Source organism: Pseudohongiella sp. O18 (assembly GCF_021729085.1).
Lineage (GTDB): Bacteria > Pseudomonadota > Gammaproteobacteria > Pseudomonadales > Pseudohongiellaceae > Pseudohongiella.
This window is the reverse complement of the sequence record NZ_JAJSAR010000001.1, coordinates 484,642-509,823: the sequence shown is the minus strand read 5'-3', so window position 1 is coordinate 509,823 and position 25,182 is coordinate 484,642. Positions and strand designations below refer to the sequence as shown.

Sequence of the window (25,182 nt, the reverse complement as noted above, 5' to 3'; positions counted from 1 at the left end):
GAATTTGAAAAGACCCGATGCTGACCTACCCCGATATTGACCCGGTTGCTTTCTCGATAGGCCCACTGACCGTGCACTGGTACGGCATCATGTATATCGTTGCGTTTACAGCCTGCTGGCTGCTGGCGCGATACCGTATCCGCACCGGCCCTTGGAAAGGCGAGTTTACCGACGATCATATTTCCGACCTGGTTTTCTACGGCGCCCTGGGTGCCGTGCTGGGTGGCCGTCTGGGATCAGTGCTGTTCTACAACTTTGATCGCTTCGTGGCTGATCCGCTCTGGCTGCTGCGCGTCTGGGAAGGCGGCATGTCCTTCCATGGCGGATTCATTGGCGTGATGCTGGCGTTCTACTGGTATGGTCGCCGCATCAACAAGCGCTGGTTTGAGGTGCTGGATTTCATCGCACCGTTCGCGCCGCTGGCGCTGGGCATTGGCCGCATTGGCAATTTTATCGGCGGTGAGCTGTGGGGGCGGCCGACGACGGTATCGTGGGGCATGGTATTTCCGCACGTGGACGAGTTACCCCGCCACGCCTCGCAGCTCTACCAGGCATTTCTTGAGGGCGTCGTGCTGTTTGCGGTGGTCTGGTGGTTCTCCTCTAAGCCCCGGCCACGTTACGCCGTATCCGGACTGTTCGGGCTGGGCTACGGCCTGCAGCGCTTTGTTGTGGAATTTTATCGCGAGCCCGACTCATGGATCGGTTTCGTGGCGCTTGACTGGATGACAATGGGGCAGGTACTGTCCCTGCCCATGATCTTTGCGGGAATCGCACTACTTGTCATTGCCTACAGGAAACAGCCGGCGTGAAACAATATCAGGACTTACTGCAGCGAATACTGGATGAAGGCGCCGAGAAATCGGATCGCACCGGCACCGGGACACTGTCAGTGTTCGGCCACCAGATGCGCTTTGATCTGCAGCGTGGCTTTCCGCTGGTCACCACCAAAAAGCTGCATCTGCGCTCGATCATTCATGAATTGCTGTGGTTTCTCAGCGGTGACACCAATATCCGTTATCTGAAAGAAAACGGCGTCTCCATCTGGGACGAATGGGCCGATGAAAACGGCGACCTTGGCCCGGTCTACGGGTTCCAGTGGCGCAGCTGGCCTGGCAAGGACGGTCAGAGCGTCGATCAGATCAGCAAGGTGGTCGAACAGATCCGCAACAACCCCGATTCCCGTCGCCACATGGTGGTTGCCTACAACCCCGCCTATGTCGATGAGATGGCGCTCCCGCCCTGTCATTCACTGTTTCAGTTCTACGTCGCCAATGGCAAATTGTCCTGCCAGTTGTATCAGCGTTCGGCAGACACATTTCTGGGTGTGCCGTTCAATATTGCCTCGTATGCACTGCTCACCCACATGATGGCTCAGCAGTGTGATCTTGAGGTTGGTGAATTTATCTGGACCGGTGGCGATACGCATTTGTACAGCAATCATCTGGAGCAGGCTCGACTGCAGTTAACACGCGAGCCTTTGCCGCTGCCGACGCTGCATATCAAGCGGCGCCCGGGCAGTATCTTCGATTATCAGTTTGATGATTTCGAAATACAGAATTACCAGTCGCACCCGCACATCTCCGCACCGGTGGCCGTTTGACGATGGACGAGACAGACGAATTACCCGAAATGAAAGTGGCACTGATCTGGGCGCAGTCGCAGAATCGTGTGATAGGCCGCAACAATGCACTGCCGTGGTATCTCCCGGAAGATCTGAAATACTTCAAGCGTGTCACCATGGGCAAGCCCATCGTGATGGGTCGCAAGACATGGGAATCCATCGGTCGGCCGCTGCCCGGCCGCACTAACATCGTCATCTCACGTAATCCTGAATTTCAGGCAGAAGGCGTCAAGGTAGTTCCGACTTTTGAGGACGCGCTGGCACTGGCCGAGAAGGTGTGTCTGATCAATGGCGGCGATGAAGTCATCATCATGGGTGGTGCGCAGATCTATGAAATGGCGCTGCCCTACGCTGACCGTCTATACATGACGCAGGTCCATGCCCATGTCGACGGTGATGCCTGGTTCCCAGAATTTGAACTCAGCGAGTGGCACGAGCTGGGCCGGGAAGACCATGCGGCCGCCGACCCGAATCCCTACGATTACAGCTTTGTGATTCTGGAGCGCTGATTGTCACGTCAATGCTTTGCGAAACGCCTTGGAGTTTCGCTGGTAGTTGTAGAGCTCCTGCTTTTTAATCGGAAGGTCTGAAACAGCGATAGGTTTAAATCCCCGCTCCAGAAACCAGTGTGCAGTTTGTGTGGTCAGCACGATGGCATTGCTCAGCCCCATCCGCCTTGCTTCTTTTTCCAGAGCGCGCAGCAGGTGATCACCGCGACCGCTTTCCTGATATTCCTTGTGAATGGCGATGCAGGCGATCTCTCCGGTATTTTCGTCCAGCGGGTAGATCGCGGCGCAGGCGATAATCATGCCTTCCATTTCGATGACCTTGAAATACTCGATCTCGGCTTCCAGCAGTTCGCGCGAGCGATGCACCAGTATGCCGGCGGCCTCCAGAGGTGCGATCAATTCCAGAATACCACCGACGTCGTCAATCACGGCCTGACGCAGCAGCTCAAAATTATCTCGCGAAACCAGGGTGCCGTTACCGTCACGTGTGAACAGCTCTTCGATCAGCGCACCATTGTCCTCAAAGTTGATCAGATGACAGCGATGCACGGTCTTGCTGCTGGCCTTGGCGGCGGCGGCAAGTGATTCGCGCACACCATTCCTTGCCTGCGGGTGGTCGTCACTGATATTGAGCAGCAACTGTTCTGCAGCGACTGGGCTCAGGGTGCTGACCAGATTGTCGGCGGCGTCCATGATGCCGCGCTGTGGCACAAACAGAATCAGTTTTTCCGCCGCCATGGCTATGGCAATCTCGGTGGCCACTTCTTCGGCAGACAGATTGAACACTTCGCCCGTAGGAGAGTACCCCAGGTTGGACACCAGCACGATATTGTTCTTGTCCAGGTGCTGCATGATGGCCGTGGCATTCACTTTGCGCACCACGCCTGTCAGCGCGTAGTCAAAACCGTCGATCACGCCCAGTGGTCGTCCGGTGATGAAGTTGCCGCGACTGACCTTGATGTCAGCGCCGTGCATTGGCGAATTTGCCAGCCCCATGGAAAACTGCGCTTCCAGATCGATCGACATGGCGCCTACGGTCTGTTTGATGATCTGCAGGCTGTCGACATCAGTAATGCGCAAACCCTTGTGATATCGCAGTTCGTGGCCGGCCTGTTGCAGTGAGGAGCTGATCTGCGGTCGCGCGCCATGCACCAGCACCAATTTGACGCCCAGGCTGTGCAGCAGCGTAATGTCATGAACAATATTGCTGAAATTGTCATGCGCAATGGCTTCGCCAGTCAGAAGTACCACGAATACCTTTTTGCGATGGGCATTGATGTAGCTGGACGAGTGTCGAAACCAGTCAATGTATTGAGACAGATTTTCCATGTCGTGTTCCTGTGTTCTTTTTCTTTGTCCTAGTGCTTTTCCAGGCAGTAATGCGTAATAAACTGCTGCAGCAGATCGACGCAGGGTTTGACGCGATCCAGTGACAGATACTCATCCGGCTGGTGCGCCTGGTCGATGTCACCCGGGCCCAGCACGATGGTATCGATGCCAATCTGCTGCAGCCAGGGTGCTTCGGTACCGAAGGCCACTGTTCCCGCTGTGTGTCCAGTCAGCCTTTCGGCGGTTTTTACCAGATCGCTTTCTACCGGGCAGTGAAAGGCCGGTGCGCCCGGGAACAGCGGAGTCAGCTCAAAACCGACCTGCCAGCGCTGTGCCAGCGGCTGGAGACGCTTACGGATCAGCTCGCGCATGTTCTCCACTTCCATGCCCGGCATCAGACGAATATCAAACTCCAGTTCGCAGTGGCCACAGATGCGATTTGGGTTGTCGCCACCATGAATACAGCCGAGGTTCATCGTCGGTTTATCGATGGCAAACAGCGGGTTGTGATACTTCTCCTGCAACTCGGCCCGGAATTTAAGCAGATCACCGATGACATCATGCATGGCTTCCATTGCATTGATGCCCAGGCTCGGATCCGAGGAGTGGCCGCTGCGACCCTGCAGCCGAATCGATTCCATCATGACACCCTTATGGGCATGGATGGGTTTCATGCCGGTAGGTTCACCAATGATGGCGTAGCGTGCCTTGGGACGCCCAAGTTCGGCAATTTTGCGGGCCCCAAACATGGACGTTTCTTCATCCGAAGTAGCCAGCACAATCAAAGGCTGTTGCAGGGGCTTGTCGGCGATATCGCGCACAGCTTCCAGAATCAGCGCAAAAAAGCCTTTCATGTCGGTGCTGCCAAGACCGTAAAGCCGGTTGTCCTGTTCGGTCATTTTCAGTGGGTCAACCGACCACAGTTCCGGGTCCATGGGTACAGTATCGGTGTGTCCGGCCAGTACCAGCCCACCCGGGCCGCTTCCGAGCGTGGCAATCAGATTTGCTTTGGCCTCGCCGCTGCTGCTCTCACAGGGCATGATCTCGCACTGGAACCCAAGCGCTGTGAACTGCTCCGCCAGGTAGTTGATAACCGGCATATTGCTCATGTCCAGCGACGCATTGGTCGAGCTGATGCTGGGCAGACTCATCAAGCTGGAAAAGTGTGCCAGCAGCGGTCGCGTTTGGGACGATTTGATGGTCATTAGCACTGCCTCCCGGTCAATTGTCCCGATTCTAACTGATTTGCACAGCCGCAGATACCGTCGTCCTGCAGGCCGCGCCATTCATGACTCTGCGCGAAAACACCGTTATTTAACGCAGTGCAAGGGTTGTACCCCTGCGGTATAAAGATGGTCGTAAAAATTTGATTCGCAAACATTTTCGACCCGGAGTGATGCTGTATGACGTCCGCAAGATTCCCCAGACTGGCCACATTGGCGGCCGGATTACTGGTCTGTAGTAGTTTGTCCGCCCAGGATTGGCAGCTGCCTGACGAACTCACTGACAAACTGGAGGGAATGAGTCCGAGTCAACAGTCGTTTATCAGCAGTGGTGACTTCCTGACCTACATGCCTGCGCGGCAGATGGAGCTGGAACTGGCCAACCGGGATACGGCAGACATGCAGGCCCTGGTGGCAGATTTGATGGCTGTGGCAGCGGAGATGGGGTATGACCCCCAGCGGGACATGGGAGCCATACCCCTGAACCTGACTGCCAACGGCTTCAACATGGGTATCATCCCGCCGCCTATTCTGCGGGATGACACACGCAGCCCGGGCCCCTTCAGTGTGCATCGCTACCTGTTTCCTGAATCAGGTGTGCCTACATTTGCGGGGGCCCCGGTTGCGATTTTTCCCGAAGACCTGGAGGCGGGTAACGTCGACGTGGCGATTGTTGGAATTCCCAGTGATATGAGCAGTGGCCGCCGCGATGCCGGAAACGGCCCACGTGTCATGCGCGCGCTGAACACCATTGGTGTGCCGGACGTACAGACGCTGATCAATCCGCTGGATGTGCTTTCAGTCGTCGACTACGGTGACTTTTCAGTAGACAACCTGAGCGTGGAGCGGACCGTCGCCCACGTCACGGCCATGGTGACCGAGACAGCCGCCACCGGCACAGTACCGATGATGGTGGGTGGCGATACATCAATGCTTTACCCCGGGGTGAAAGGTGTTGCGCAGGTCCACGGCAACGGCAGCTTTGGCCTGGTGCACTTCAGTGCCCACCCGGATGCCAATCGCAACGGTGTGCATACGGTGTCAGACGATCAGGCGGTGTTTCTGCTGATCAATGAAGGCATCGTTAACGGTGACGATGTCATCACCGTCGGGCTGCGGGGCGAATCAGTGAATGCAGATACCCTACAGTGGCTGCGTGATCAGAATGTCCGTTATCACACCATGGCCTCCATCAATCGCAATGGTTACAGCGAAGTCATGGATCGCGTCATTGATGAGATCGACGAGCTGCCAGACCAGCTGTTTGTATCCATCGACGTCAGCGTTATTGAGCCGAATGACATGGTCGCCGCGGGTCGAGTGGCCACCAATGGCCTGGCCATGCAGGAAGTGACCTCTACCATTCGCCATCTGTGTGCAGCGCGGGAGATCGTCGGTTTTGAAATTACTGACCTGGCACCTGTGCTGGATTTCTCGCGTCTGTCAGCACTCAATGCCAATGCAGTGCTGAATGCATGTCTGGTCGGTATGGCCGCGCGTGAAGCTGGTTTCGAACCAGACGAAGTTCATCCACTGGCGCTTGATCACGGTCAGGGCTAAACGGGAGGACGACGACATGCAAACACGACCATTCGCCAAAAATTCCGGAAGTTTGACAATGAAGAACCTGTACCGAATTCCATCGCTGTCGCTGGCAGCGTCCGTGCTGCTCCTGGCTGCAGCGGTATCCCCGAGCGCTCATGCGCAACCGGCGACGCCGGAGCATGTAACCGGCACCAATCCCTATCCCTTTGAAACACGGGATTTCCGTGACGAAGAGGAAGAGGAACCCGAACTGATCGATTTGCCGGAAGGCTATGACGACAAGCTGGCGTTGCTGAGCGAGGAACAGCTCGAGTTTCTCCGCGGCCCCGATGCGCGGCGGTTCCGTGGTGACGAAGAAAAGATGACCGAATACTTCGACGAACACACCCCGGAAGAAATCGTCGAGTGGGTCAGCGCCATGCAGACTGTGGTGTCCAGCACACGATATGAAGAAGGCCGTGACCTGCCTAATATTCCGCTCAACACGGCATCACCTGAATTTAACGCCTGGCGCATTCAGCGCCCACGCTCCATGGATCCAGAGCGTGAGCCCGGCCCGATTGATCTTGGCCGCTACAATGGCCGCGGCGGTCCGCCCACGTTCGGTGGATTCCCGCTGGCTTTGACGCAGGAAGATCTGGAAGCCGGCGAAGTGGACGTCGCCATTGTGGGTGCACCATTGAACATGGGTTCCGGATGGCGGGACTCTGGCGCTCAGGCAACAACGGATATGCGTGTCCTCGGACGTGCCTTGGGGGGAATGGACCAGTACACACAGATCAACCCAGGCAGCGTGCTGAATATTGTTGACTACGGCGATGTTGCCATGGACAACAACAGCACAGAACGGTCCATGCAACATGTCCGGGAGATTGTGCGGGAAATCGCTGAGACTGGCGCGGTGCCTATCATTATAGGTGGTGACCACTCACTGGAATATCCAAACGTGGCTGCGCTGGCCGATGTACACGGTAAAGAGCGGGTGTCAGTGATTCACTTCGATTCACACTACGACGCCTGGTGGGGCAGCACTCACCTGATCAGCCACGGTGCGCCTGTCTACCGCCTGCTCAATGAAGGTCATGTACGTGGTGCTGACTACATCCAGGTAGGTCTGCGTTCCAGCGGCCCCGATGAGGAAGCGTTCAAATGGATGCGCGAGATCGGCATGCGTTTCCACACCATGGCGGAAGTCGAGCAGCGCGGCTGGGATAACGTGATTGATCGTGTCGTTGCTGAAGCCAGTGAAGAAGGTCGCAAGATCCATATCTCTTTTGATATCGACATCATTGACCCGGCATTTGCTGTTGCAACCGGTACACCAGTATCGGGTGGTATCAACATGCGCGAAGCGATCACAATGGTTCGTCGCCTGTGTGCAGAGTCCAATGTCATCAGTTTTGATCTGGTCGAATTGCACCCGGCACTTGACCCAACGTATGCCACAACCATGAACAGCGCCCATGTTGTGAAAGCCTGTCTGACTGGTCTGGCTCTGCGTGAAGAAGGCTTGACCAGTCCTCATTACCTGAGTCCGATTGCTTCCGAGCACGCCATCGACAACTACTACGGCGACCAGGCCGAGTTCCTGCGTCGTACCGAAGAACTGGAAGCTTCGCGCGAAGAGGAAGAGAACGAAGAAGCGGAAACGGTAGAAGGGTCTGATTCTGATATCGTTGCGCCGATTGACCCGGTTGAGCAGTAAGAAAGCCTGGCCCTGAAAAAAGAGCTGTCGCCTTGAGCCGGGCGGCAGCTCTATTTTGTTGTTGTCTCAGCCGCCTGGCCTGCCGACTATCGGTTGCTGCCAAATAAGCCCGGCGATTGTGCCAGACTGATCAAAAACCCTGTGGGTTGGTACTTTGCCAGCGCCACGCATCCCTCATCATGTCTTCGATACCAAGTTTGGCCCGCCATCCCAGGCCTTCAGCGGCAAAGGATGGGTCCGCATAACATTCTGCAATGTCACCCGGTCTTCTTGCCTCGATCCGATAGGGAATGCTTATGCCTGAGGCTTTTTCGAATGCCTTGATCATGTCCAGCACAGAATACTTTTCACCGGTACCCAGGTTAAAAACTTGATAACCAGATGCGCTCTCCATCTTCTTTAGTGCGGCAAGGTGCCCAAGAGCCAGGTCTACCACATGAATGTAGTCGCGGACCCCAGTGCCATCGTGTGTCGGATAGTCATCGCCAAAAACTTTCAATTCTTTGAGACGGCCGACCGCAACCTGCGTGATGTAGGGCAGCAGATTGGCAGGCACCGTGGTCGGGTTTTCTCCGATCAGGCCAGAGGCATGCGCGCCTACCGGGTTAAAGTACCGCAGCGAGGTGATGGACCATGATGGATCAGCCCGACAGACATCTGACAGAATGCGCTCAACCATGTATTTGCTGGTGCCGTAGGCATTGGTTGTTGCGCCAGTAGGGAAGTCCTCGCGAATCGGGGTTTCGGCAGGATCGCCATAAACGGTTGCGGAAGATGAGAAGATCAGCTTTTTGACATCATGAGCAGCCATTACCCTTACCAGAACCTGCGAACCGTATACGTTGTTCTCATAGTAGCGAAGCGGATAACTGACACTTTCAGCGACCGCCTTCAGCCCAGCGAAGTGAATAACAGCGGTAATGTCATACTTATCAAAGACAGCAGAAAGCGCTGCCTCATCTAGAATGTCGCCTTTTACAAACGGCACTTCCTTGCCGGTGATTTTTGCCACGCGCTTCAGACTTTCTTCAGAACTGTTCGAAAGATTGTCATACACAAGCAGTGATTCGCCCGCGTTCAGCAGCTCAACAACGGTGTGTGATCCAATGTAGCCGGCGCCGCCTGTAACCAAAATCATAGTGCCTCCGTTATGAGCGCTGTAGCATGAATGTTTCGTATTCCAGTTTCGCGAACTTTCGATTCAGGAAGGCAATGCCAACCAGCGTCGAGACCAGCATTGCGATGGCAAACCCGTAGCCATAGAACTGCGGCCCCAATTGTATTGATAACCAGCTGAGACCAAAGTTCAAAACCATCATTAGCGAAATCAGAAACAATGAAATGTAGCGCTTGTCGAGATAGAACAACACATTGAGCAGTGCCATCAGCAAAACCTGCAGCGAGACCCCCACCAGATCCACGTATAGCAGATGCAGATAGGCCTGGTCGATACCCAGGAAGGCAAGTATCTGATCGCTCCAAAGCAGCAGCAGAGCGAGCGTGATGCCCTGTACCTTGAAAATCTGATAAAGACTGTTCCTGGCATCCATCACCATTTTGTCTTTGTACATAAAAATCTCGTCCAGCGATGCACCCGTCCGGACGGCATCGTAGAACTTGCCGTTCGACTCGGCAAAATCCGTTTCCATATGCAGCAGAAACACCGCCATGCCTGGAATGATGGCCAGATAGGCGATAAAAATTGGCAGGTCGTAAATGTAGGAGGCTCGGAATATGGAAATCACATTAAACGAAACGTCTGGGTGAAACCAGAACACAAACTTGTCGACCCACACACCCAGGTTATAAAAGAGTCCACAAAACGCCAGCGAATAGAAAGCTCTCTTGTGATCCAAAAAGTCGAACCTGACCAGGCGTCGGAACCTGAACTCCCGGAACACGAATATCAACAACAGAAAGGTGATCAGCGCCTGCGATCCCACAAATATCTGCAGCAGTCCCAGAAGACCATTCGTCGGCATTAACAAAGATGCGCCCACCATGATGGCGTAGCCGGCAGCCAGCGTCAGGAGGATTTTGTAGTAGGCCTTCATGCCGCTGAGAAAAACAATAATGATCCACAGATTATTCAGAATGACGAGGCCACTTATCATAGTGATCTCAATACTGTTCGGCAGATCGGTCACATAACTGACGCCCAGCCCGAATGCATAAGAGATGGAGGAGATCACCAGCATACAGCCAACAAGATTCGGGACGATGTCCTCAGACGCCTGCTGGAAGATAAGGTCGGAAATAAAACGTGTCAGCATCAACTGGAAGAACCCGCTGAGAATCAGCGAGGCCGACATCAGATAGGTCACCATGACAAGAAACTGAATAATCAGATCCGTAGGGAAAATGCGTCCGATACTGATGATGCCAATCAACAGCAGGGCAAGGATGGACAATGCCCATGGCCCGGAGCCGATAATGGCCGCCAGGCCGTAGGCTTCCAGATAGGAAAACAGCGTGTTCTTCTTCAGAATTTTCCGTAACTCAAATCCTATCCCTGCCATCAGATCAACTCCTCATAGCGCTGTCTGAAGCGATCAAACATCATCTCTTCCTGATAATACTTGATGACCCGGTTGCGTCCATTGTCACCCAGTTCCGCCCATTTTGTATTGGGGTGAAAACATTGTTTGATGGCATCGGCGATCCGGTCAGGTGATGCAATATTGGTAATCCAACCGCATGAGCCGATCTGGCGGTCTTCTTCGGTCATGCCGTGAATGATCTCTGCACTGGCGCCAACATTGGTTGCAATGCACGGAATACCGCAGGCCATGGCTTCAAGCAGGACCAATGGTTGAGCCTCACTGATTGACGACAGTACACAAACCCCAATCTGAGGAAATAACTCTGCCACATTCTTCATACCGAGGAAGTGGATGTTGCTCTCCATATTGAGACTGGTCACCAGCATCTCGCATTCGTGGAAATAGTCTTCGTCTTCTTCCGTGGGTCCGGCAATCCAGCCCTGAATGTCTGGATCCGAGCTGCATGTCACAGCAATGGCACGAATGAAGGTCTTGATGTCCTTAATTGGTACCACGCGTCCCACCAGCGCAGCGATTTTCGGAGGCATCGCAGGTCTTGCCTGATAGGCCTTTTCAAAGCGGCTGAGCTTAATGCCGTTTACTATCACCTGCGTCCGTTCCGCTGGCGCACCGTCCGCAACCTGCCTGAGCCTGTTGCCTTCGTAAAGCGCGGTGATCTTGTCGGCAAATGCGTAACTGGTTCGCCCAAGCTGCTCAAAGAACTTGATCCACATCAGACGGGTCTGTTCATTGGAGCGATGCATGCTGTTATCCAGCACATTGTGTCGTTCCTTGATCCATTCCGCCTGGCTCAGATCGATTTTTCGCTCTTTTGTGTAGATGCCATGCTCGCTTAACAGATAGGGAATCTTTTGATGGTGTTTTGTCAGAGAGCCCAGAAAACCGGCGAAGCCCGTTGAGATACTGTGTATCACCCGTGTTGGCGGAATCTCCCGGGCAATCTCGACAAGCCTGAACAGAGGGCTGTATATGTTTCGAAAAGTCCAGAAGAAATCAATGAAAGACTGGTTGGTGGCGTACTCATCGTAAAGCAGAAGCAGCACCTGCCAGGATTGTTCACTAAAGAGAAAATCCTTGCGGCTGAACCCCTTATCTTTGGCTAGCTGGCCCAGCATAAAATCCAGATCGTCCCGTGACAATGCTTCGCCGGAATCAAAAAAATGTCCCAGCACACTGTACCACTGCAGCATGAAGTTCTCGCTGACCTTGCGTGCGCGCGGCTCAACAGAGGCCTCCGGCTCCATGATGTAATGGGTTTCAATACCGACGACATTGGCAGGAAGCTCGTAGTGCGCCTCGCCAAATGACTCCCGCGTACCGCCAATAAATACCAGATAGAAGCTGAGGTGCGGCATGCCCTGAATAAGCTGGTGCACCCAGCTCGACACACCGCCGCGCACGTAAGGATAGGTGCCCTCCAGCATCAGGCAGACATCACTTTGCTGAGACACACCAGTACTCCTGTAGTTCTTCGCTGTGCTCACCATCGGGGCCGCCGCTGCACTTGCATAACAGATCGTCTATCTTGCCGTACTCGCGTCGCTTGAAGGCGATTTCGGCACGGTACAGGGCAATCGAATCGCGATCCGAGCCCGCGGCTATCGCATTCTCAAAACACATTTCCGCCTCATCCAGATTCCCCAGTGCCAGGTGAACGCGTCCCAGTTTGATGTATATCTGACCTCGCGGGTCCAGAGCGGCGGCTTTGTCAAAATAAATATGGGCAGATTCAAGGTAGTTTCTGGTGATTGCTCCATCGCTCAGCCCGAGATAGTAAAACTCCCAGTACAATTCGCCGAGTTGTACCAGTGTCGACGCCGTCTCCGACTTTTCCAGTTTTACTTTCAGGGTATTAATTTTTTTGGTAAGGGTGTTCTCCATTCTGTCGATAAAGGAAAACGCCAGCAATCGAATGTCGTCCTCCTTGTCGGTAACTGCCAGCCGGAATAGCGGAAGGGCATCACGGTTTGGAATGTATCGACAGGCCTTGACGGCTGCCAGCCGGCGCTCCGGGTCGGGGTGATAAAGCAGAATGTCTTTCAGGCCTGCCACACCAAACATGGAGGTTGTGATTGTCTGCGCCTCGGATGGCAACTCGATGTGATCCGCCCGGCGCCACAGGATGTTCGTCGGTTTTCTCGGCCAGTTGGCGAGCACAACGTAAAGCATTGTCAGGCCAATCATGCCGGCGACCGGCATTGCCAGCGAGATCACGGAAATAAACAGAACAGACTGCAATGTCGGTCGCTTGTACTCCTCCGGTAGCAGTCTGAAACAGGCGAGTGTATACGCGGCTGCAGCAACACCGTGAAACAGCCAGAACCAGACCCAGCTGGTCCAGAGACCCGTCGCCTGACCATAAATACTGAGGGTCTCAGTGATCAGTGTAATCAGAATCAGCAAGATCGTCACTGAACGCTCCAAATCTGATGAGCAGGTCCTGAACCTGCTCCGCCTGTCTATTTACGTACAACGGGCCAATAATTTCGAAATTGTTTTCTGTAACGCCTGGTCGGCTCATTAGGATTTTTCTGATACGGGTCACATAACGTTCAGCTTCAATCAGGTTCGTAATTGGCATCAACACAAATACAGCCTGATTCCTGTTTTTGTCGCGCGTTACCCAGTAGATATCTGCGCCCCGACGAAAGTCAGTAATTTGCTCGATATCAACGCTCTGGTCTTTGCTCTGGTCAGTAAAAACGACGAGCGAACTGTCCACCTGATAGTGGGTATAGTAGTTATCCTGGTTGGAAAGATAATGTAGAAAAAGTTTACGCTGCTCAGGTTGTAGCTTCGGTGTATGCACATCCGTGGAGACCAGGTTGGCAATAAAGCTTGCCAGCAGGTGAACCAGAGCGATGTTGCCCTGGGTCAATTGAATAAAGCGAACCTGCGAGGCGACAATGATCGCTTTGATGTTGCCCATCACGTCGACCAGAGGCACCACGAGCTGATACTGCAGTTTGCTGACACCTCTGAGATTGGTTTGGTCCCCTGATTCCGACAGGTCACGTGCGCCAACCGTTATACGTTGCTCCATTGCATCACGCACCATGAGGTCATCCATCACCAGTTCTTCAACTGTGCCGAGCTGGGCCAGAGGGCGAGTGGAAATCTCGCCATCAATGACTTCATAGAAGCCCGCCTCGTAGATGGAGATGACCTTGTCCAGTACATCCAGGGTCCGGTCCGCTACAGCAGGCGTCAACTTGCCATCAGCAGAGGTAAACTGCTTAATCTCCTGAACAGCTGTTCGCAGACTCATCTGTTGTCCGGCAAGCCGTTGCTCAAGCTGGTCGTGTGACACTTTCAACAGGTGATAACCCTGAGTGAACATCTCCAGTCGGCTATTGGAAAACTCCTGGTTCAAGGTCAGGCGCTGATTAACAAGGTGCCAGCTGTCACGGAACTCCCCGGTAATCATGGTTAATAGCGCCGTGCCCAGGATAACTGAAATGCTCAGCGGTATTGACTCACCAGTCATCGTATTGAGCCCTTCAACCAGAGCAACCGTCAGAAGCAGGCTGATCAATCCCTTGCCGAAACCGTAGCGCAGAGAAACCAGCACCGGCCCCAAGGCTGGCCAGAAAAAGTAGTCTGTCGCCGCGTCGTAGCTTATGGTGTTCTGATATCGCCAGATCAGCACCGAAATTGCTGAGATGACAACGAGCTCAACCCAGCGAATCACCTCGTTTCGCGTACCGATAACGATTTTTGTAACAATTGTCTTAAGTTTCATATGGGCATCATTTGAAGCCTGGTCCAGAGTAATGGGGCTGGCGTTACCGCCAGTTTATTTCTTCCGTGATATCCTCGATGGCTTTAATGCCGATCCGTGTGATCGATTCACGTCCCCAGCCACTGCGTGAAGCCGACCCGCGCCATAGTTCATTCTGGTTCAGTTCACTAATCACCAGTGTCAGTCCGACGGCTGGCTCCCCGTCAATGCCGAACTTGTACTGCCACTCATGAACGGCCCCCTGCACAATGTAGCCCGATGACTGCTGTGCCAGCCAGGCCCTGGCTTCTTCCTGGCGAAGTTCTGGTTCCAGACTGGCCCGTACATCGCTGATGCGGGACTTGGGATACACGCGCACAGTCAGCCCCTGTGACGACAGTACGGACGCCACCAGTTCCTCGACCTGTGACTGTGCCATCGGCATATTGGACTGATTTGAGAACGGCATGACATACAGCGTTCTCGACGGGTCAAGCTCAGGGGAGTCCTCGCTGACCGTTGTGCCACACGCGGCAAGTCCGACCATTAAAAGTCCCGACATAAGACGAAGAACTGTCCTGGGTATTATCATTGCATTCAGTTTGCTTGTCATAATTGCTCTCCACAGCGTTTTCTGGCCTGGCCAAGCCAGCCTGTTTAAAAGTCCATAAAGTATTTAACGTTAATTTGTGTACTGGTTTGACCATTGATGTCGGTATTCTGCCAGCTGCCGGTGACAGACAACTCATCGCCACCGAATACTCTTACTCCCAGGCCAAAACTGATGTTGAAGTCGACCTCTTCCAACTCGAAGTTGTAGCCCAGACTGGTATCAAAAAGGTATCTGGCGCCTTTCACGTCAGGCCCCTGCCGCCCAATGTTGCCGTGAGAGACGCTTTGCCCAATCGCAAATCGGTGGTACTTATCTGACAGAAACGCGCCCGGAGTCACCGTTGTTGATGTATTGGTACGCGACATCAGGCGTGTCAGTTCGCCGTCAGCTATATCGTTCTCCTGCAGGTCGTACTGCATGTATATCTGCCATACCGGGACTCGCTGCCAGATGTCACTGACACGCAAGGAAATCTGTCTGCTGTCGCCAATATGTTCAGAGAAGTCAGTTTCAAACTCACGAGCCTGGATATTGGCGCTGATGCTTGTTCGACTGGTGAGCTGCCAGGCCGTGCCAAGCTGAACCCCGGATTGTCGACCGGCCAGTGCAAGATTTTCACTCTGAGTCGCCGGAGTATTCCAGAACAGAGAGGCCGAAGGTGTTAACCACGGACCTAGCTGCCACTGGGTATCAATCTGCAGGTTTGCGTGGCTTTGGCCATAACGATGCTGGACGCCCAACTGATAATGTTCTTCAGGTGTCTGCCAGCCAATATTCAATGACTGCGAGGAGTAGTCTTCGTTATAAAACGACGGCTGATCAGCTTGTGCGTCTGCCAGGGTCACATGCATCTGGCCGTTGCGAACCGGCCGGTAATACTCCAGCTCTGAACCACCCAGACCATAGCTGGGCGTCCCGGCGAAGGCGTAAGACCAGCCGTGACTGCGATGCCAGTGTTCGTTTGCCAGCAGTCTTTGCATGGGTGACAGTTCGTTGTTGGTCAGGCTTGGATTAAGCGCTTCTTCGCCGTACTGCCAGGCCAGCCTTCGCTCATCGATCTGTGCCAGCGAGGAGGCCCGTTCCAGGCCCGTCAGGTTCTGACCCTGAATGGCAAGATTGCGGATGGCATTCTCGTCCCGCCGTGCCAGAGCAAGTGCCAGTTGCACCGTTTCACTCAGCTGTTCTTCCTCCAGCATGCCGATGGCCTGCCAATAGGCAATACGTTGCAGTCCGTTCTGTGACTGTGTAAACAGAATGCTGTTGATCTCTTCAGCTTCTACGCCTTCCGCCAGAGCCTGCGTCAGCTGCGCGTTCGAATGTGCAGGTCCTACAAAAATGGATAACAGCGAGCGATAACTGATTTCGCCATTCAGCTCTTCTCGCAATTCATCTGCCATTGTGCTGATCACCTGCCAGCGCAGTGCCTGTGCCAGGGCGTCATTACCGTGCTCCTGCAACAGGATGGCGTAAGCAAGTATGTCAGAGGGGGCAGCCAGATCCTGCTCATAAAGTTGTTGATACCAGAACTGTGCATGCAGGGTGTTGTCCAGATTCTGGGCCGCGTAAGCCATCAACTGGATCAGCTCAGCATTGTTGAGCGCACTGGCGAATAATTGTCGGTAAAGTTCCTCCAGCCAGCGCGTATCGTCAAGAGCTATCGCAATCCAGACAGACTCTTCCTTGTAGCGCTGAACGGAAGGGCGCAATGCAATCAGCTGTTGCAGCAACTGTCTGGCCGTTTCGTTGTCTGCTTCGTAGGTCGCAATTCGCAGCCTGAGTTCCTGCATCTCGACAGACTGGTGATCGCGATAATTGTTCAGTTGTTCTTTTATTCGCGCTACATCGGCGCTGTTCTGATCCAGTATCGCACCCTGCAGCATCGAGTCGAGTATGATGCGGGCGGAATCAGGCAGCTGGTTGGCGGTTCCAGACTGATTCTGTCTGAATAGTCGGTAGTATTCCCACAGCCGCTGACGCTCTGAGTCGTCTGACACTTCGTGTGTGGCGATCAGCAGGAACGGGTCGATGGTATTGGCTTCCTGCGCCAGCATTATCTCCTGAATATTGCGCAATATATCGCGCTCGCCAACGAAATAAGCCAGGCTTCTGATATTGTCCAGCTGATCAAGGTTCAGTTCGGTGAGATCAAGAAAGTTGACGGCAGTTGCCAAAGCCTCTTCTGGCTCATTAAGATCCACAAATGCCTGAATAAACTGATTCAGGTTTTCGTAAGCATAGGGTTCCTCGACATTGGGGATATTACCCGGGTGTCGAGACCGCCACAGAGCAACGGTGCCTTCCTGGTCTCCCACAAAATTGTAGAAGCGACCGAGTTCCACTTCGATCAAGCGAAGCTCAGCCTCGGTCAACTGGCCGCTGGCTGTTTCACCAGTGAGTATGGAATTCAGCGCTTCAGCCACGTAATCTGCGCCGTCTATTCTGTCAGCGACGGCAATCCATTCCCGGATCTCAACCAGCGACGCGGCGCCCTGTGCTGCGAGACCGTAAAGGTAGGACTCAAGCACTTCGATATTGATCGCTGCATAAGCCACACGGATGACGTACCGGATCAGCTCTGGAGAATCATCTGGGTTGATGAACTCCTGCATCAAAGCCAGGGCCTCGTCAAACCGCTGCAGACCAACATATAGGTCAACCAGTTGTCGTTGATGCGCACTGCGAAGTGCCGCATTCTCCGCCACCACGCGCTCCAGCCAGGCAGCGGCAGTTTCAAGATCACCAACGGCCAGCGCCAGCTGAGTGGCCTGTAACCAGTCGTCTGGAGAGCTGCTTTGTTCCGCCTTGGCATAGGCCAGCCCCACAGCACTGTTGGCGCTGTTGGCGGACAACAGGAAAGTCATCAGCGCCTGCAGGCAGTTGTTGTCGCAAGTCCCGGTGGCGTGCTGCTGTGCCAGTTCGATACCGGTCTGCCAGTCTGCCAGTTGTTGAACGAACCCGAGGACACGCTGTAAGTTCGCGAATATCGGGTCGTCCCTATAGAGTTGAAGTGCATGCTGGTAGGCCTGGTCGGTGAGTCCGGCCTGTTGCGCGAGCGTCAACAATTCACTTTGGCTTGCGTCTGGTCTCAGTGTCTGCAGTTCGTATGACAACGCGGGAGAGCCAGTCTGAATGGCATAGAGGGAGAACTGGTTTAGTTGATCCTCACTGAAGCTTCCCATGTTTTCAGACAGAAACTCATGCAGCCGGGCAGTTGCTGCGGCGGCGGTTTCGTCCTGCCTCAGCGTTGCCAGCTGCCAGAGGCTACGAGTAAACAGGTCATAAATTTCTTCCTGGAACGGCGTTTGCCCAAAGCGTTCAGCAGGCTCTATCAGCGCTATCGCCTCTTCAAACTCGTTTAGTTGAACGCGCTGTTTGGCAATCAGATACTGAAGTTGCGCGGTCGGTTCATCATCCTCGCGCAATACATTGAGAAACGCCAGTGCAACGGTCGGGTCGTTGGCGTCATCCAGCATGTTTAACAGGAGTTCACGGTTGGGCTGAAGCAAAGTCAACAGTGTCACTGTTGACGCTGTCAGGGCAATGATCGCACGTCGATTAAGAAAAACCTCGCGGCCACTTAGTGACCGGTGCTTGAGCTGAGGTTTTTTGCGATTCGTGCTCATCGCCAGATCCTGATCATATGCACAGCAGGCTAAGCCTGAATCGACCAGGAGAAGAGCTCGCCAGGTTCAGGGTTGCGCCTGATTGTTGTGAGTCGATCTGAGTGTCAGATTGCTTAAGCTGACAGTTCGTTGCCTGTGCAATGGTCATCTCAAGCGGTACGTGGCTTTCCACTTCAATGAGAAGCTCCTGGCCTTGCCATTGCCACTGCTCAATCTGTCCGTTGGCAGTCTGTAAGTAAGGATCACCACCGAAAGGCGAAAGTCGCTCGTCACCCGCAAGGCTCAGTGTCGCTCTGGGCTGTGCCAGTGAAATATAGGTGCCATCTGGCCCCTTGTTCAATCCGGTCAGTCCAACACTATCGGCATCAGGCACAGCTCCAGCGTCGATCCGCAGGCTGCGAACGCCGGTGCTGGCTACCAGCCAGACGGGTGCGTCCGAATCGTTGAGAATGCTTCTTGCCAACCCTGTCTCGTACAGCGAACTGGCTCTCGCGGCAAATTCGCTCAGATACATTGGCGTCACGGGCTGGCTGATAGCCCAGTCATAGACCTGTTGAAGCGCGCGAATTGATGCAGGATAAATACCTGAGTACATGTGGTAGTAGATGCTGATGGGTTTAAGCCTGCGGGGCTCGCCCAGCAGCTGAAAGCTCTCCACAGCGCGAGAATAACCGTTGTAATTGTCCGTCCATAGATCGGTGTACAGATTTTCATTCATCAGGGGGGCGTATACCTGCACTGCGTTTGGATACCAGTTCAGGTGCGGGTAAATCTGTGCAATGGAAAAGTTGCTGTTGACGACATAGGTGTTGCCACCATTGACGTTATAGATGCCCAGCTCGTGAGTTTTTTGTATGACATCCGGTGTCGGATTGGCGCTGCCTGACCACAAAAACACTTCAACTTTTTTGTCGCTGCCGGCAGGGATCAGTTCACGTTCTATATATTCAACGCTGCCAAATACCTCGCGGTCATAATCCAGTTCATAACCAGGGATCTCCAGCGAATCACCGTAGACACGCTCACCGCTGGCTATTCTCTCGTCCCAAAAGAATGGATGGCTGAAGGTGTGAGAAGCAATTTCAACATGATCCAGGCTGAATATACCCCGGGCAATGTTCTCCAGCTCTGCGGAGAATTGAGGGTAGATCCCGTGCGGGGCAACCTCTGCCTCGATGACCGAGACCGTATGGGGTAAAGGGTACCTTTCCAGTATTTGCCGACGAATTTCTTCTGCGGCGAATCCCCGGTTGCCCGTATAGGTAATTGAAGGGAAGCCATCACCGTCAATATGCGCGGTCAGGATCCGCTGCCCTGATTCCGTTGTAACGTCAGGCACCGGAATGGAAGGCAGCCGCAACAATGAGAGTATGTTTTCAAAGGGATCAAGGCTCCAACGTATACGATCACCCATCATTTCCTGCACAGTCAGTGACTGCGTGACAATACCACCCCATGAGGTTTCCATCAGACCAATGCCTTTGGCACCCTGGGCATCGGTAATCTCGACCTTTACCGATACATCAGTACTGTCCACGCCGGGAGCAAGAATATAACGAGGCGTGACATTGAGTGTTGATGTCGGCATCCGGTAACGTAACTGATTGACGTTGGTTGACAGATTGCCCTGGAAGTTTCCTGCGGCCTGCAGATGCAAGCTTTCCAGCAGCGTTCTGCTTTCCGGCAATTCACCAATAAATAGCGATTGTACACTCTGGTTTTGCAGCACCTGCTCAATGAATCTGGCCAGGGCGCTGCTTGTGTAATTGCTTTGTGCCAGCCAATACACGACCCCGGCGTACTTGGCAGGATCAAAATGCAGGCTGTCGATGGCATTGACGTCGAAGCACTCCGGTACATAACCCGCATATTCGATCAGCACGGAGAGAAAGCGGTGGCATGGCGACAGCTTTTTCAAGAACTGATTGCCGTTGTAAAAAGCCAGTATTCGCCGTGGTACTGGATACACGGTCGAGACACCGACATCGGTGAGAAGCCCGTTGGACAGGTAGGGCGTGAAACCCAGTTCGACCAGCCGACGTGCAGCGGCAATCCTTTCCTGCTGACGATCAGATGGCAGGTAGTCGATTACAATCGCTTCGATACCAGCCTGCTGCACTTCCCGCAGGCGGTCGGTGACCCACTGTGTATCAGCGGCAGTTCTTACAGAATAGGAGTCAAAGGCTGCGTCGTAGCCATTGATCATGCTTTCGGCAACCACTGCTGCTGGCTGAAATGACAACCGGCTGATCAGTTCAAAGCCCCGGTTGAGGATCAGCTCGACCTCCGAGTCATCGCTGGCATTTCGAGAAAGTTCGTCCAGCATATCAATCAGTGCAACTTGCTGCGCATCCAGTTCATCGGCGGACAAGGGAGCAAGCATGTAGCTGTCAAGTGTGTCCAGGAAGAGGCCGTCAAAACCGCGGTTGCCCAGGGCCTCGGCCTCCGACAGCAGGTAGTCGCGCCAGCCATTGTCCCGCAAATCCATGACCGAAGCGTTCCAGGCTGTATTCTGTGTCATTACGTTGCTGCCGCCCGGAACCTGACCAAGACTGTTGTCCCACTCGCCAACGCTTAGGTAGCCATAAACCTTGATATTGGCCTTGTGCAACTGGGCAATCTGCCGGTCAGAGATTTGTGTTGGTGTGACCACGACCCGGTCAAAACTCAGCAGCTCACGCACAGAGTCTACCGGTCCGTAATAGAAGACAATTGACGCAGGCGATTCCTGTGATTGCGCCGGGGACGCCAATAGCAGAATAAAAACCAATAAATAGAATGGTTTAGCTGATTTTAACCAGTTGCAGTGGATGATAGGGAGCAGCCTTTTTCTGGTCATTTGAGAAAATATAAACTATTGATAATTATATTAAAAGAGAGTGACAGATGGTTTAGCCGGGAAACTGTAGAGACGCATCGCCAATAGCCTCGATAATTCTACAGACAATCCGTCCGTTCAGTGAGGGATAAATAGGGGCAGAAGCTTGTGTTCGCCAGCGCGAGCAGCTCAGACGCTGGCTTCAGAGCCCGTGCTACGGGTCGACGGTCGAAAGGCATCAAACAAAATAACCCAGCACACTGTTAAGGAAGTGGTAGCCTCTGATCGTGGTCGTGACCTGCTCGTCTGTGGTGTCCATCAAGCCCTGCTTTTGCAGCACTGATACCTTATCGGCTATTACTGTGTAGGGCAGCCCGGTGCGCTGCTCAAACTGGGTTGTTGTGAACCCCTCGCGCAGCCTCAGGGCATTCAGCAAATACTCCAGAGGCAACTCGTCCGCTTCAATCGGCGAGGCATCGGCCAGGTAGGGATATCGGTTGGCCAGGTTCGTACTTTCCTGCGCCAGGCTGTGTTTGGCCGCTGCCAGGTAATGCCCCGGCTGCTTGCGTTTGCGCAGCCGCAATACGCGCTGCCGGTGCGGCTGGCTCAGCTTGGCGTGAGCGCCAGCGCCAATACCCAGGTAGTCGCCGAACTGCCAGTAATTGATATTGTGACGTGCCTGTTCGCCCTGCTTTGCAAAGGCAGATATTTCATAGCGCTGGTAGCCAGCGCCTTCCAATAGCGCCAGGCCGGCATCCTGCATGTCGATCAGCGTGTCCTCTGCCGGCAGCGGCGGTGGCTGCTTGTAGAATGCGGTATTCGGCTCGATGGTCAGCTGGTACCAGGAAATGTGTTCCGGATCAAAGCCAATCGCCCGCTCCAGATCGGCCAGTGCCTGTTCCGGAGCCTGTTGCTGAAGGCCGTACATTATGTCGATATTCAGCCGTTTGAATCCGGCATTGCGCGCATACTCGATGGCACGTTCGGCATCGTGGCTGTCGTGGATTCGGCCGAGATTCTGCAGCTGCTCGGGCGAAAAACTCTGAACCCCAAGCGACAGACGATTGATGCCAGCCAGGAAATAATCTGCAAATTTCTCGCGTTCTGCTGTCCCAGGATTGGCCTCCAGCGTGATTTCAATGTCGCTGGCAAAGGTCAGATGCTGCTGCAATCCCTCGAACAGCCTTTCGTAGGCTTTGGCCGACAGCAGACTGGGCGTACCGCCGCCAATAAAAATGCTCTGAATCTCTCGGCGCTGAACATACTTCAGATCGTGCTTAAGGTCATCCAGCAGTGCCGTGATGTAGTCGTCTTCCGGCAGCTCGTCTGACTCATTCTCGTGTGAATTGAAGTCACAGTAGGGGCACTTACGCACACACCAGGGTACGTGAATGTAAAGGCTGAGAGGCGGCAGGGTCAGCATCAGGCTAACGCGGCGGGCGGTGTCCCGGTCAATTGCTGCAACAGCAGCTGCATGGCAAGGGCGCGGTGGCTGATCTGGTTTTTGCGACCTGCGGGCAACTCTGCGGAACTGCAGTCAGTGGCGGGGACGTAAAACAGCGGGTCGTAACCAAAACCACCCTCGCCTGCCTGCTCATGAAGAATGCGACCGTGCCACTGGCCGTGGCAGACCACCGGTACAGGATCTTCAGCATGGCGCACAAAAACCAGTACGCAGTGAAATGCGGCGGTACGTTCGGCCTCAGCCACATCCCGCAATTCGGTCAACAGCTTGTAGTTGTTGGCGGCATCGCGTGCCGAACGTTCCATGGTGCCCCAGCTGGGCCCGACATCACCGGCAGCATAACGTGCGGAGTAAATACCAGGCGCACCGCCCAGTGCGTCCACGGCCAGACCGGAGTCGTCTGCCAGTGCTGGCAGGCCGGTTTTGGCGCTGGCATGACGTGCTTTTAGAATGGCGTTCTCTATAAAAGTGAGACCTGTTTCTTCTGCATCATCCACAGACATGTCGCCCTGGCTGATCAGGGTGGCACCCAGCGGACTCAGCAGTGCCTGAAGCTCGGCCAGTTTGCCGGCGTTGCTGCTGGCCAGCACGATCTTCTGGTTGTTAAGAAACGTTGCTGTGGATGTTGTGGTGCTCATTGTCAGGCAGCCTCGGACTTGGCAGGTTTGCGACTGAAATGATAGATGGCAATTTCGCTGAGCAGGTTGGGAAAGGCGCGAATAATCCAGCTGTCACGATGTTTGATGTCCACCACTGTTCGGGTGATCACATCGATGTCGCGGCTGCGGCAGAATTCGTCAAAATCCTTTACCGTACAAAAATGGATGTTGGGTGTGTCGAACCACTCATAAGGCATGAAGTCAGAAACCGGCATGCGCCCCTTGAACGCCAGGTAGGCACGGCTCTTCCAGTTGCCAAAATTGGGGAAGGTGACAATGCAGTTCTTGCCAATGCGCAGCATCTCGTCGACCAGTTTGTCGGGGAAATGCACGGCCTGCAGTGTCTGGGTCAGTAGCACAGTATCAAAGCTTTGCGACTCAAAATTCTGCAGTCCCTTGTTCAGGTCCTGCTGAATGACGCTGATTCCCTTGTCCAGACAGCCGTTGATCTTCTGGTTGTCGATCTCCAGGCCGATGCCGTGGATCTGCTTTCTATCACGCAGGTAGGCCAGCAGGGCGCCGTCGCCGCAACCCAGGTCCAGCACCCGGCTGCCAGGTTCAATCCACTTTTGAATAATGTCGAGATCAGGCCGCATGAGAACTGATCTCCAGCTTGACGCGATCAAGATAGGTGGTCAGTGCCTGCATGTAGCGTGGCACTGGCAATAAAAATGCGTCATGACCCTGATCGGCTTCGATATCCAGGTAGCTGACCTGTTTGCCGGCCTTCAGCAATGCGGTGACAATCTCCCGGGTACGTTCCGGTGGAAAACGCCAGTCAGTGCTGAACGACACCAGCATAAAGCGGCAATCGCTGTTGGCGAATGCCTTGCTCAGATCGCCGTCGTAGTCGACGCTGGGGTCAAAATAGTCGAGTGCCTTGGTCATCAGCAGATAGGTATTAGCGTCAAATGTCTCAGAAAAGCGTTCGCCCTGGTAGTGCAGGTAACTTTCCACCTGGAAATCGACATCAAAGCCAAAGCTCAGCTTGCCCGCACGCAGATCACGGCCCAGGTTCAGCGACGCCTGTTTCAGCTGCTCGGACGCCTTACCGAATTTTTCCCGCATGGCACTGTCCGACAGATAGGTAATGTGACCGACCATGCGTGCCAGCATCACACCACGCTTGGGCAGCGTGTTGTGTTCACGATAGCGCCCGGCATGGAAATCAGGGTCGGCGGTGATCGACTGCCGAGCGACTTCATTAAACGCAATGTTCTGTGCCGACAGTTTTGGTGCCACAGCCATCATGATGGCGTGACGGACGCGTTCGGGATAACTGATGGACCAGCGCATTACCTGCATGCCACCCAGGCTGCCTCCAATGACTGCAGCCCATTTGTCGATGCCCAGACGGTCGGCCAGGCGTGCCTGACTGTTTACCCAGTCGCGCACAGTGACCACCGGGAAATCGGGGCCGTACCAGGTGCCGGTATCCGGATTCATGGAGGCCGGCCCCGTGCTGCCGGCGCAGCCACCGAGATTGTTCAGGCACACCACAAAAAAGTGATTGGTGTCGATGGGTTTGCCAGGTCCGATCGCTACATCCCACCAGCCTGGTTTGCGGTCATCCATACTGTGATAACCGGCCGCATGATGGTCGCCGCTCAGGGCATGGCAGATCAGAATGGCATTGCTGCGCTCGGCATTGAGTTCGCCATAGGTTTCGACCATCAGGTCGTAGGCCTTCAACTCTTTGCCGCTGCGCAGCGGCAACGGTTCATCAAAATGATAAAGCTGTGGCGTCACCAGACCCACAGAGTTTTCGGGTAACACGTCGGGCATTG

The 25,182-nt window shown here is 54.2% G+C and carries 19 protein-coding genes; 5 read left to right on the top strand and 14 right to left on the bottom strand.

Annotated features, from left to right (window positions below; all coding sequences use genetic code 11):
* Positions 1-17 precede the first annotated feature (17 nt).
* The 3 genes from lgt to folA are packed head-to-tail and all read left to right on the top strand — an operon-like array spanning position 18 to position 2,130.
* On the top strand, positions 18-809 hold the full coding sequence (lgt, locus tag LVD14_RS02310; protein ID WP_237132416.1) for a prolipoprotein diacylglyceryl transferase: 792 nt from the start codon (positions 18-20) through the stop codon (positions 807-809).
* Positions 806-1,600: a thymidylate synthase gene (thyA, locus tag LVD14_RS02305; protein ID WP_237132415.1), complete on the top strand. Its 795-nt coding sequence runs from the start codon at positions 806-808 to the stop codon at positions 1,598-1,600. The genes lgt and thyA overlap by 4 nt, the downstream gene beginning before the upstream one ends.
* A 29-nt stretch (positions 1,601-1,629) precedes the next feature.
* Positions 1,630-2,130 carry a type 3 dihydrofolate reductase gene (gene folA, locus LVD14_RS02300; protein ID WP_237133396.1) on the top strand — a complete coding sequence of 167 codons (501 nt, stop codon included), beginning with the start codon at positions 1,630-1,632 and terminating at the stop codon, positions 2,128-2,130.
* A gap of 3 nt (positions 2,131-2,133) precedes the next feature.
* Here folA and argA read toward each other — a convergent pair whose 3' ends face one another.
* Positions 2,134-3,450, bottom strand: a complete 1,317-nt coding sequence (argA, locus tag LVD14_RS02295) for an amino-acid N-acetyltransferase (RefSeq protein WP_237133395.1) — start codon at positions 3,448-3,450, stop codon at positions 2,134-2,136.
* Between the two features lie 38 nt (positions 3,451-3,488).
* Positions 3,489-4,664: an acetylornithine deacetylase gene (argE, locus tag LVD14_RS02290; protein WP_237132414.1), complete on the bottom strand. Its 1,176-nt coding sequence runs from the start codon at positions 4,662-4,664 to the stop codon at positions 3,489-3,491.
* Between the two features lie 198 nt (positions 4,665-4,862).
* On the opposite strand from argE, the gene LVD14_RS02285 reads away from it, so the two are divergent.
* Together LVD14_RS02285 and LVD14_RS02280 are read left to right on the top strand one after the other, a co-directional pair.
* The gene (locus tag LVD14_RS02285) at positions 4,863-6,242 is read left to right on the top strand and encodes an arginase family protein (RefSeq protein ID WP_237132413.1); all 1,380 of its coding nucleotides are present in this window, start codon (positions 4,863-4,865) and stop codon (positions 6,240-6,242) included.
* 58 nt (positions 6,243-6,300) lie between these two features.
* The gene (locus tag LVD14_RS02280; protein WP_237132412.1) at positions 6,301-7,932 is read left to right on the top strand and encodes an agmatinase family protein; all 1,632 of its coding nucleotides are present in this window, start codon (positions 6,301-6,303) and stop codon (positions 7,930-7,932) included.
* A 130-nt stretch (positions 7,933-8,062) separates the two neighbouring features.
* Here the strand turns inward: LVD14_RS02280 and galE are convergent, their stop codons facing one another.
* From galE to LVD14_RS02220, 12 genes are all read right to left on the bottom strand, one after another.
* Positions 8,063-9,070 carry a UDP-glucose 4-epimerase GalE gene (gene galE, locus LVD14_RS02275; RefSeq protein ID WP_237132411.1) on the bottom strand — a complete coding sequence of 336 codons (1,008 nt, stop codon included), beginning with the start codon at positions 9,068-9,070 and terminating at the stop codon, positions 8,063-8,065.
* A 10-nt stretch (positions 9,071-9,080) separates the two neighbouring features.
* Positions 9,081-10,451 (bottom strand): exopolysaccharide Pel transporter PelG, encoded by a 1,371-nt coding sequence (pelG, locus tag LVD14_RS02270; RefSeq protein WP_237132410.1) that lies wholly within the window; start codon positions 10,449-10,451, stop codon positions 9,081-9,083.
* A complete protein-coding gene (gene pelF, locus LVD14_RS02265; RefSeq protein ID WP_237132409.1) occupies positions 10,451-11,947 on the bottom strand; it encodes a GT4 family glycosyltransferase PelF in 1,497 nt (498 codons plus the stop codon). The genes pelG and pelF overlap by 1 nt, the downstream gene beginning before the upstream one ends.
* A complete protein-coding gene (locus LVD14_RS02260; protein ID WP_237132408.1) occupies positions 11,931-12,908 on the bottom strand; it encodes a HEAT repeat domain-containing protein in 978 nt (325 codons plus the stop codon). Before LVD14_RS02260 ends, pelF begins: the two co-directional genes overlap by 17 nt.
* Positions 12,871-14,238 (bottom strand): PelD GGDEF domain-containing protein, encoded by a 1,368-nt coding sequence (locus LVD14_RS02255; RefSeq protein ID WP_237132406.1) that lies wholly within the window; start codon positions 14,236-14,238, stop codon positions 12,871-12,873. The genes LVD14_RS02260 and LVD14_RS02255 overlap by 38 nt, the downstream gene beginning before the upstream one ends.
* A gap of 43 nt (positions 14,239-14,281) precedes the next feature.
* Positions 14,282-14,779 (bottom strand): penicillin-binding protein activator LpoB, encoded by a 498-nt coding sequence (locus tag LVD14_RS02250; RefSeq protein ID WP_237132404.1) that lies wholly within the window; start codon positions 14,777-14,779, stop codon positions 14,282-14,284.
* Positions 14,780-14,874: 95 nt separating this feature from the next.
* Positions 14,875-18,453, bottom strand: coding sequence for a hypothetical protein (locus LVD14_RS02245; protein ID WP_237132403.1), 3,579 nt, complete (start codon positions 18,451-18,453; stop codon positions 14,875-14,877).
* A 13-nt stretch (positions 18,454-18,466) separates the two neighbouring features.
* Entirely contained in the window at positions 18,467-21,136 is a 2,670-nt protein-coding gene (locus LVD14_RS02240) for an endo alpha-1,4 polygalactosaminidase (protein WP_237132402.1), read from the bottom strand.
* Between the two features lie 373 nt (positions 21,137-21,509).
* On the bottom strand, positions 21,510-22,694 hold the full coding sequence (gene hemW, locus LVD14_RS02235) for a radical SAM family heme chaperone HemW (protein WP_237132401.1): 1,185 nt from the start codon (positions 22,692-22,694) through the stop codon (positions 21,510-21,512).
* A complete protein-coding gene (gene rdgB / locus LVD14_RS02230) occupies positions 22,694-23,374 on the bottom strand; it encodes an RdgB/HAM1 family non-canonical purine NTP pyrophosphatase (protein ID WP_237132400.1) in 681 nt (226 codons plus the stop codon). The genes hemW and rdgB overlap by 1 nt, the downstream gene beginning before the upstream one ends.
* A 2-nt stretch (positions 23,375-23,376) precedes the next feature.
* Positions 23,377-23,991, bottom strand: a complete 615-nt coding sequence (metW, locus tag LVD14_RS02225) for a methionine biosynthesis protein MetW (protein WP_237132399.1) — start codon at positions 23,989-23,991, stop codon at positions 23,377-23,379.
* The gene (locus tag LVD14_RS02220; protein WP_237132398.1) at positions 23,981-25,180 is read right to left on the bottom strand and encodes a homoserine O-succinyltransferase MetX; all 1,200 of its coding nucleotides are present in this window, start codon (positions 25,178-25,180) and stop codon (positions 23,981-23,983) included. Before LVD14_RS02220 ends, metW begins: the two co-directional genes overlap by 11 nt.
* Positions 25,181-25,182 lie beyond the last annotated feature (2 nt).

Bases quoted from the DNA above. Each gene is read 5' to 3' on its own strand.
- lgt (WP_237132416.1), top strand. From the start codon at position 18: ATGCTGACCTACCCCGATATTGACCCGGTTGCTTTCTCGATAGGCCCA.
- folA (WP_237133396.1), top strand. From the start codon at position 1,630: ATGAAAGTGGCACTGATCTGGGCGCAGTCGCAGAATCGTGTGATAGGC.
- argE (WP_237132414.1), bottom strand. From the start codon at position 4,664: ATGACCATCAAATCGTCCCAAACGCGACCGCTGCTGGCACACTTTTCC.
- LVD14_RS02285 (WP_237132413.1), top strand. From the start codon at position 4,863: ATGACGTCCGCAAGATTCCCCAGACTGGCCACATTGGCGGCCGGATTA.
- LVD14_RS02280 (WP_237132412.1), top strand. From the start codon at position 6,301: ATGAAGAACCTGTACCGAATTCCATCGCTGTCGCTGGCAGCGTCCGTG.
- galE (WP_237132411.1), bottom strand. From the start codon at position 9,070: ATGATTTTGGTTACAGGCGGCGCCGGCTACATTGGATCACACACCGTT.
- pelG (WP_237132410.1), bottom strand. From the start codon at position 10,451: ATGGCAGGGATAGGATTTGAGTTACGGAAAATTCTGAAGAAGAACACG.
- LVD14_RS02255 (WP_237132406.1), bottom strand. From the start codon at position 14,238: ATGAAACTTAAGACAATTGTTACAAAAATCGTTATCGGTACGCGAAAC.
- LVD14_RS02250 (WP_237132404.1), bottom strand. From the start codon at position 14,779: ATGTCGGGACTTTTAATGGTCGGACTTGCCGCGTGTGGCACAACGGTC.
- LVD14_RS02245 (WP_237132403.1), bottom strand. From the start codon at position 18,453: ATGAGCACGAATCGCAAAAAACCTCAGCTCAAGCACCGGTCACTAAGT.
- hemW (WP_237132401.1), bottom strand. From the start codon at position 22,694: ATGCTGACCCTGCCGCCTCTCAGCCTTTACATTCACGTACCCTGGTGT.
- rdgB (WP_237132400.1), bottom strand. From the start codon at position 23,374: ATGAGCACCACAACATCCACAGCAACGTTTCTTAACAACCAGAAGATC.
- metW (WP_237132399.1), bottom strand. From the start codon at position 23,991: ATGCGGCCTGATCTCGACATTATTCAAAAGTGGATTGAACCTGGCAGC.
- LVD14_RS02220 (WP_237132398.1), bottom strand. From the start codon at position 25,180: ATGCCCGACGTGTTACCCGAAAACTCTGTGGGTCTGGTGACGCCACAG.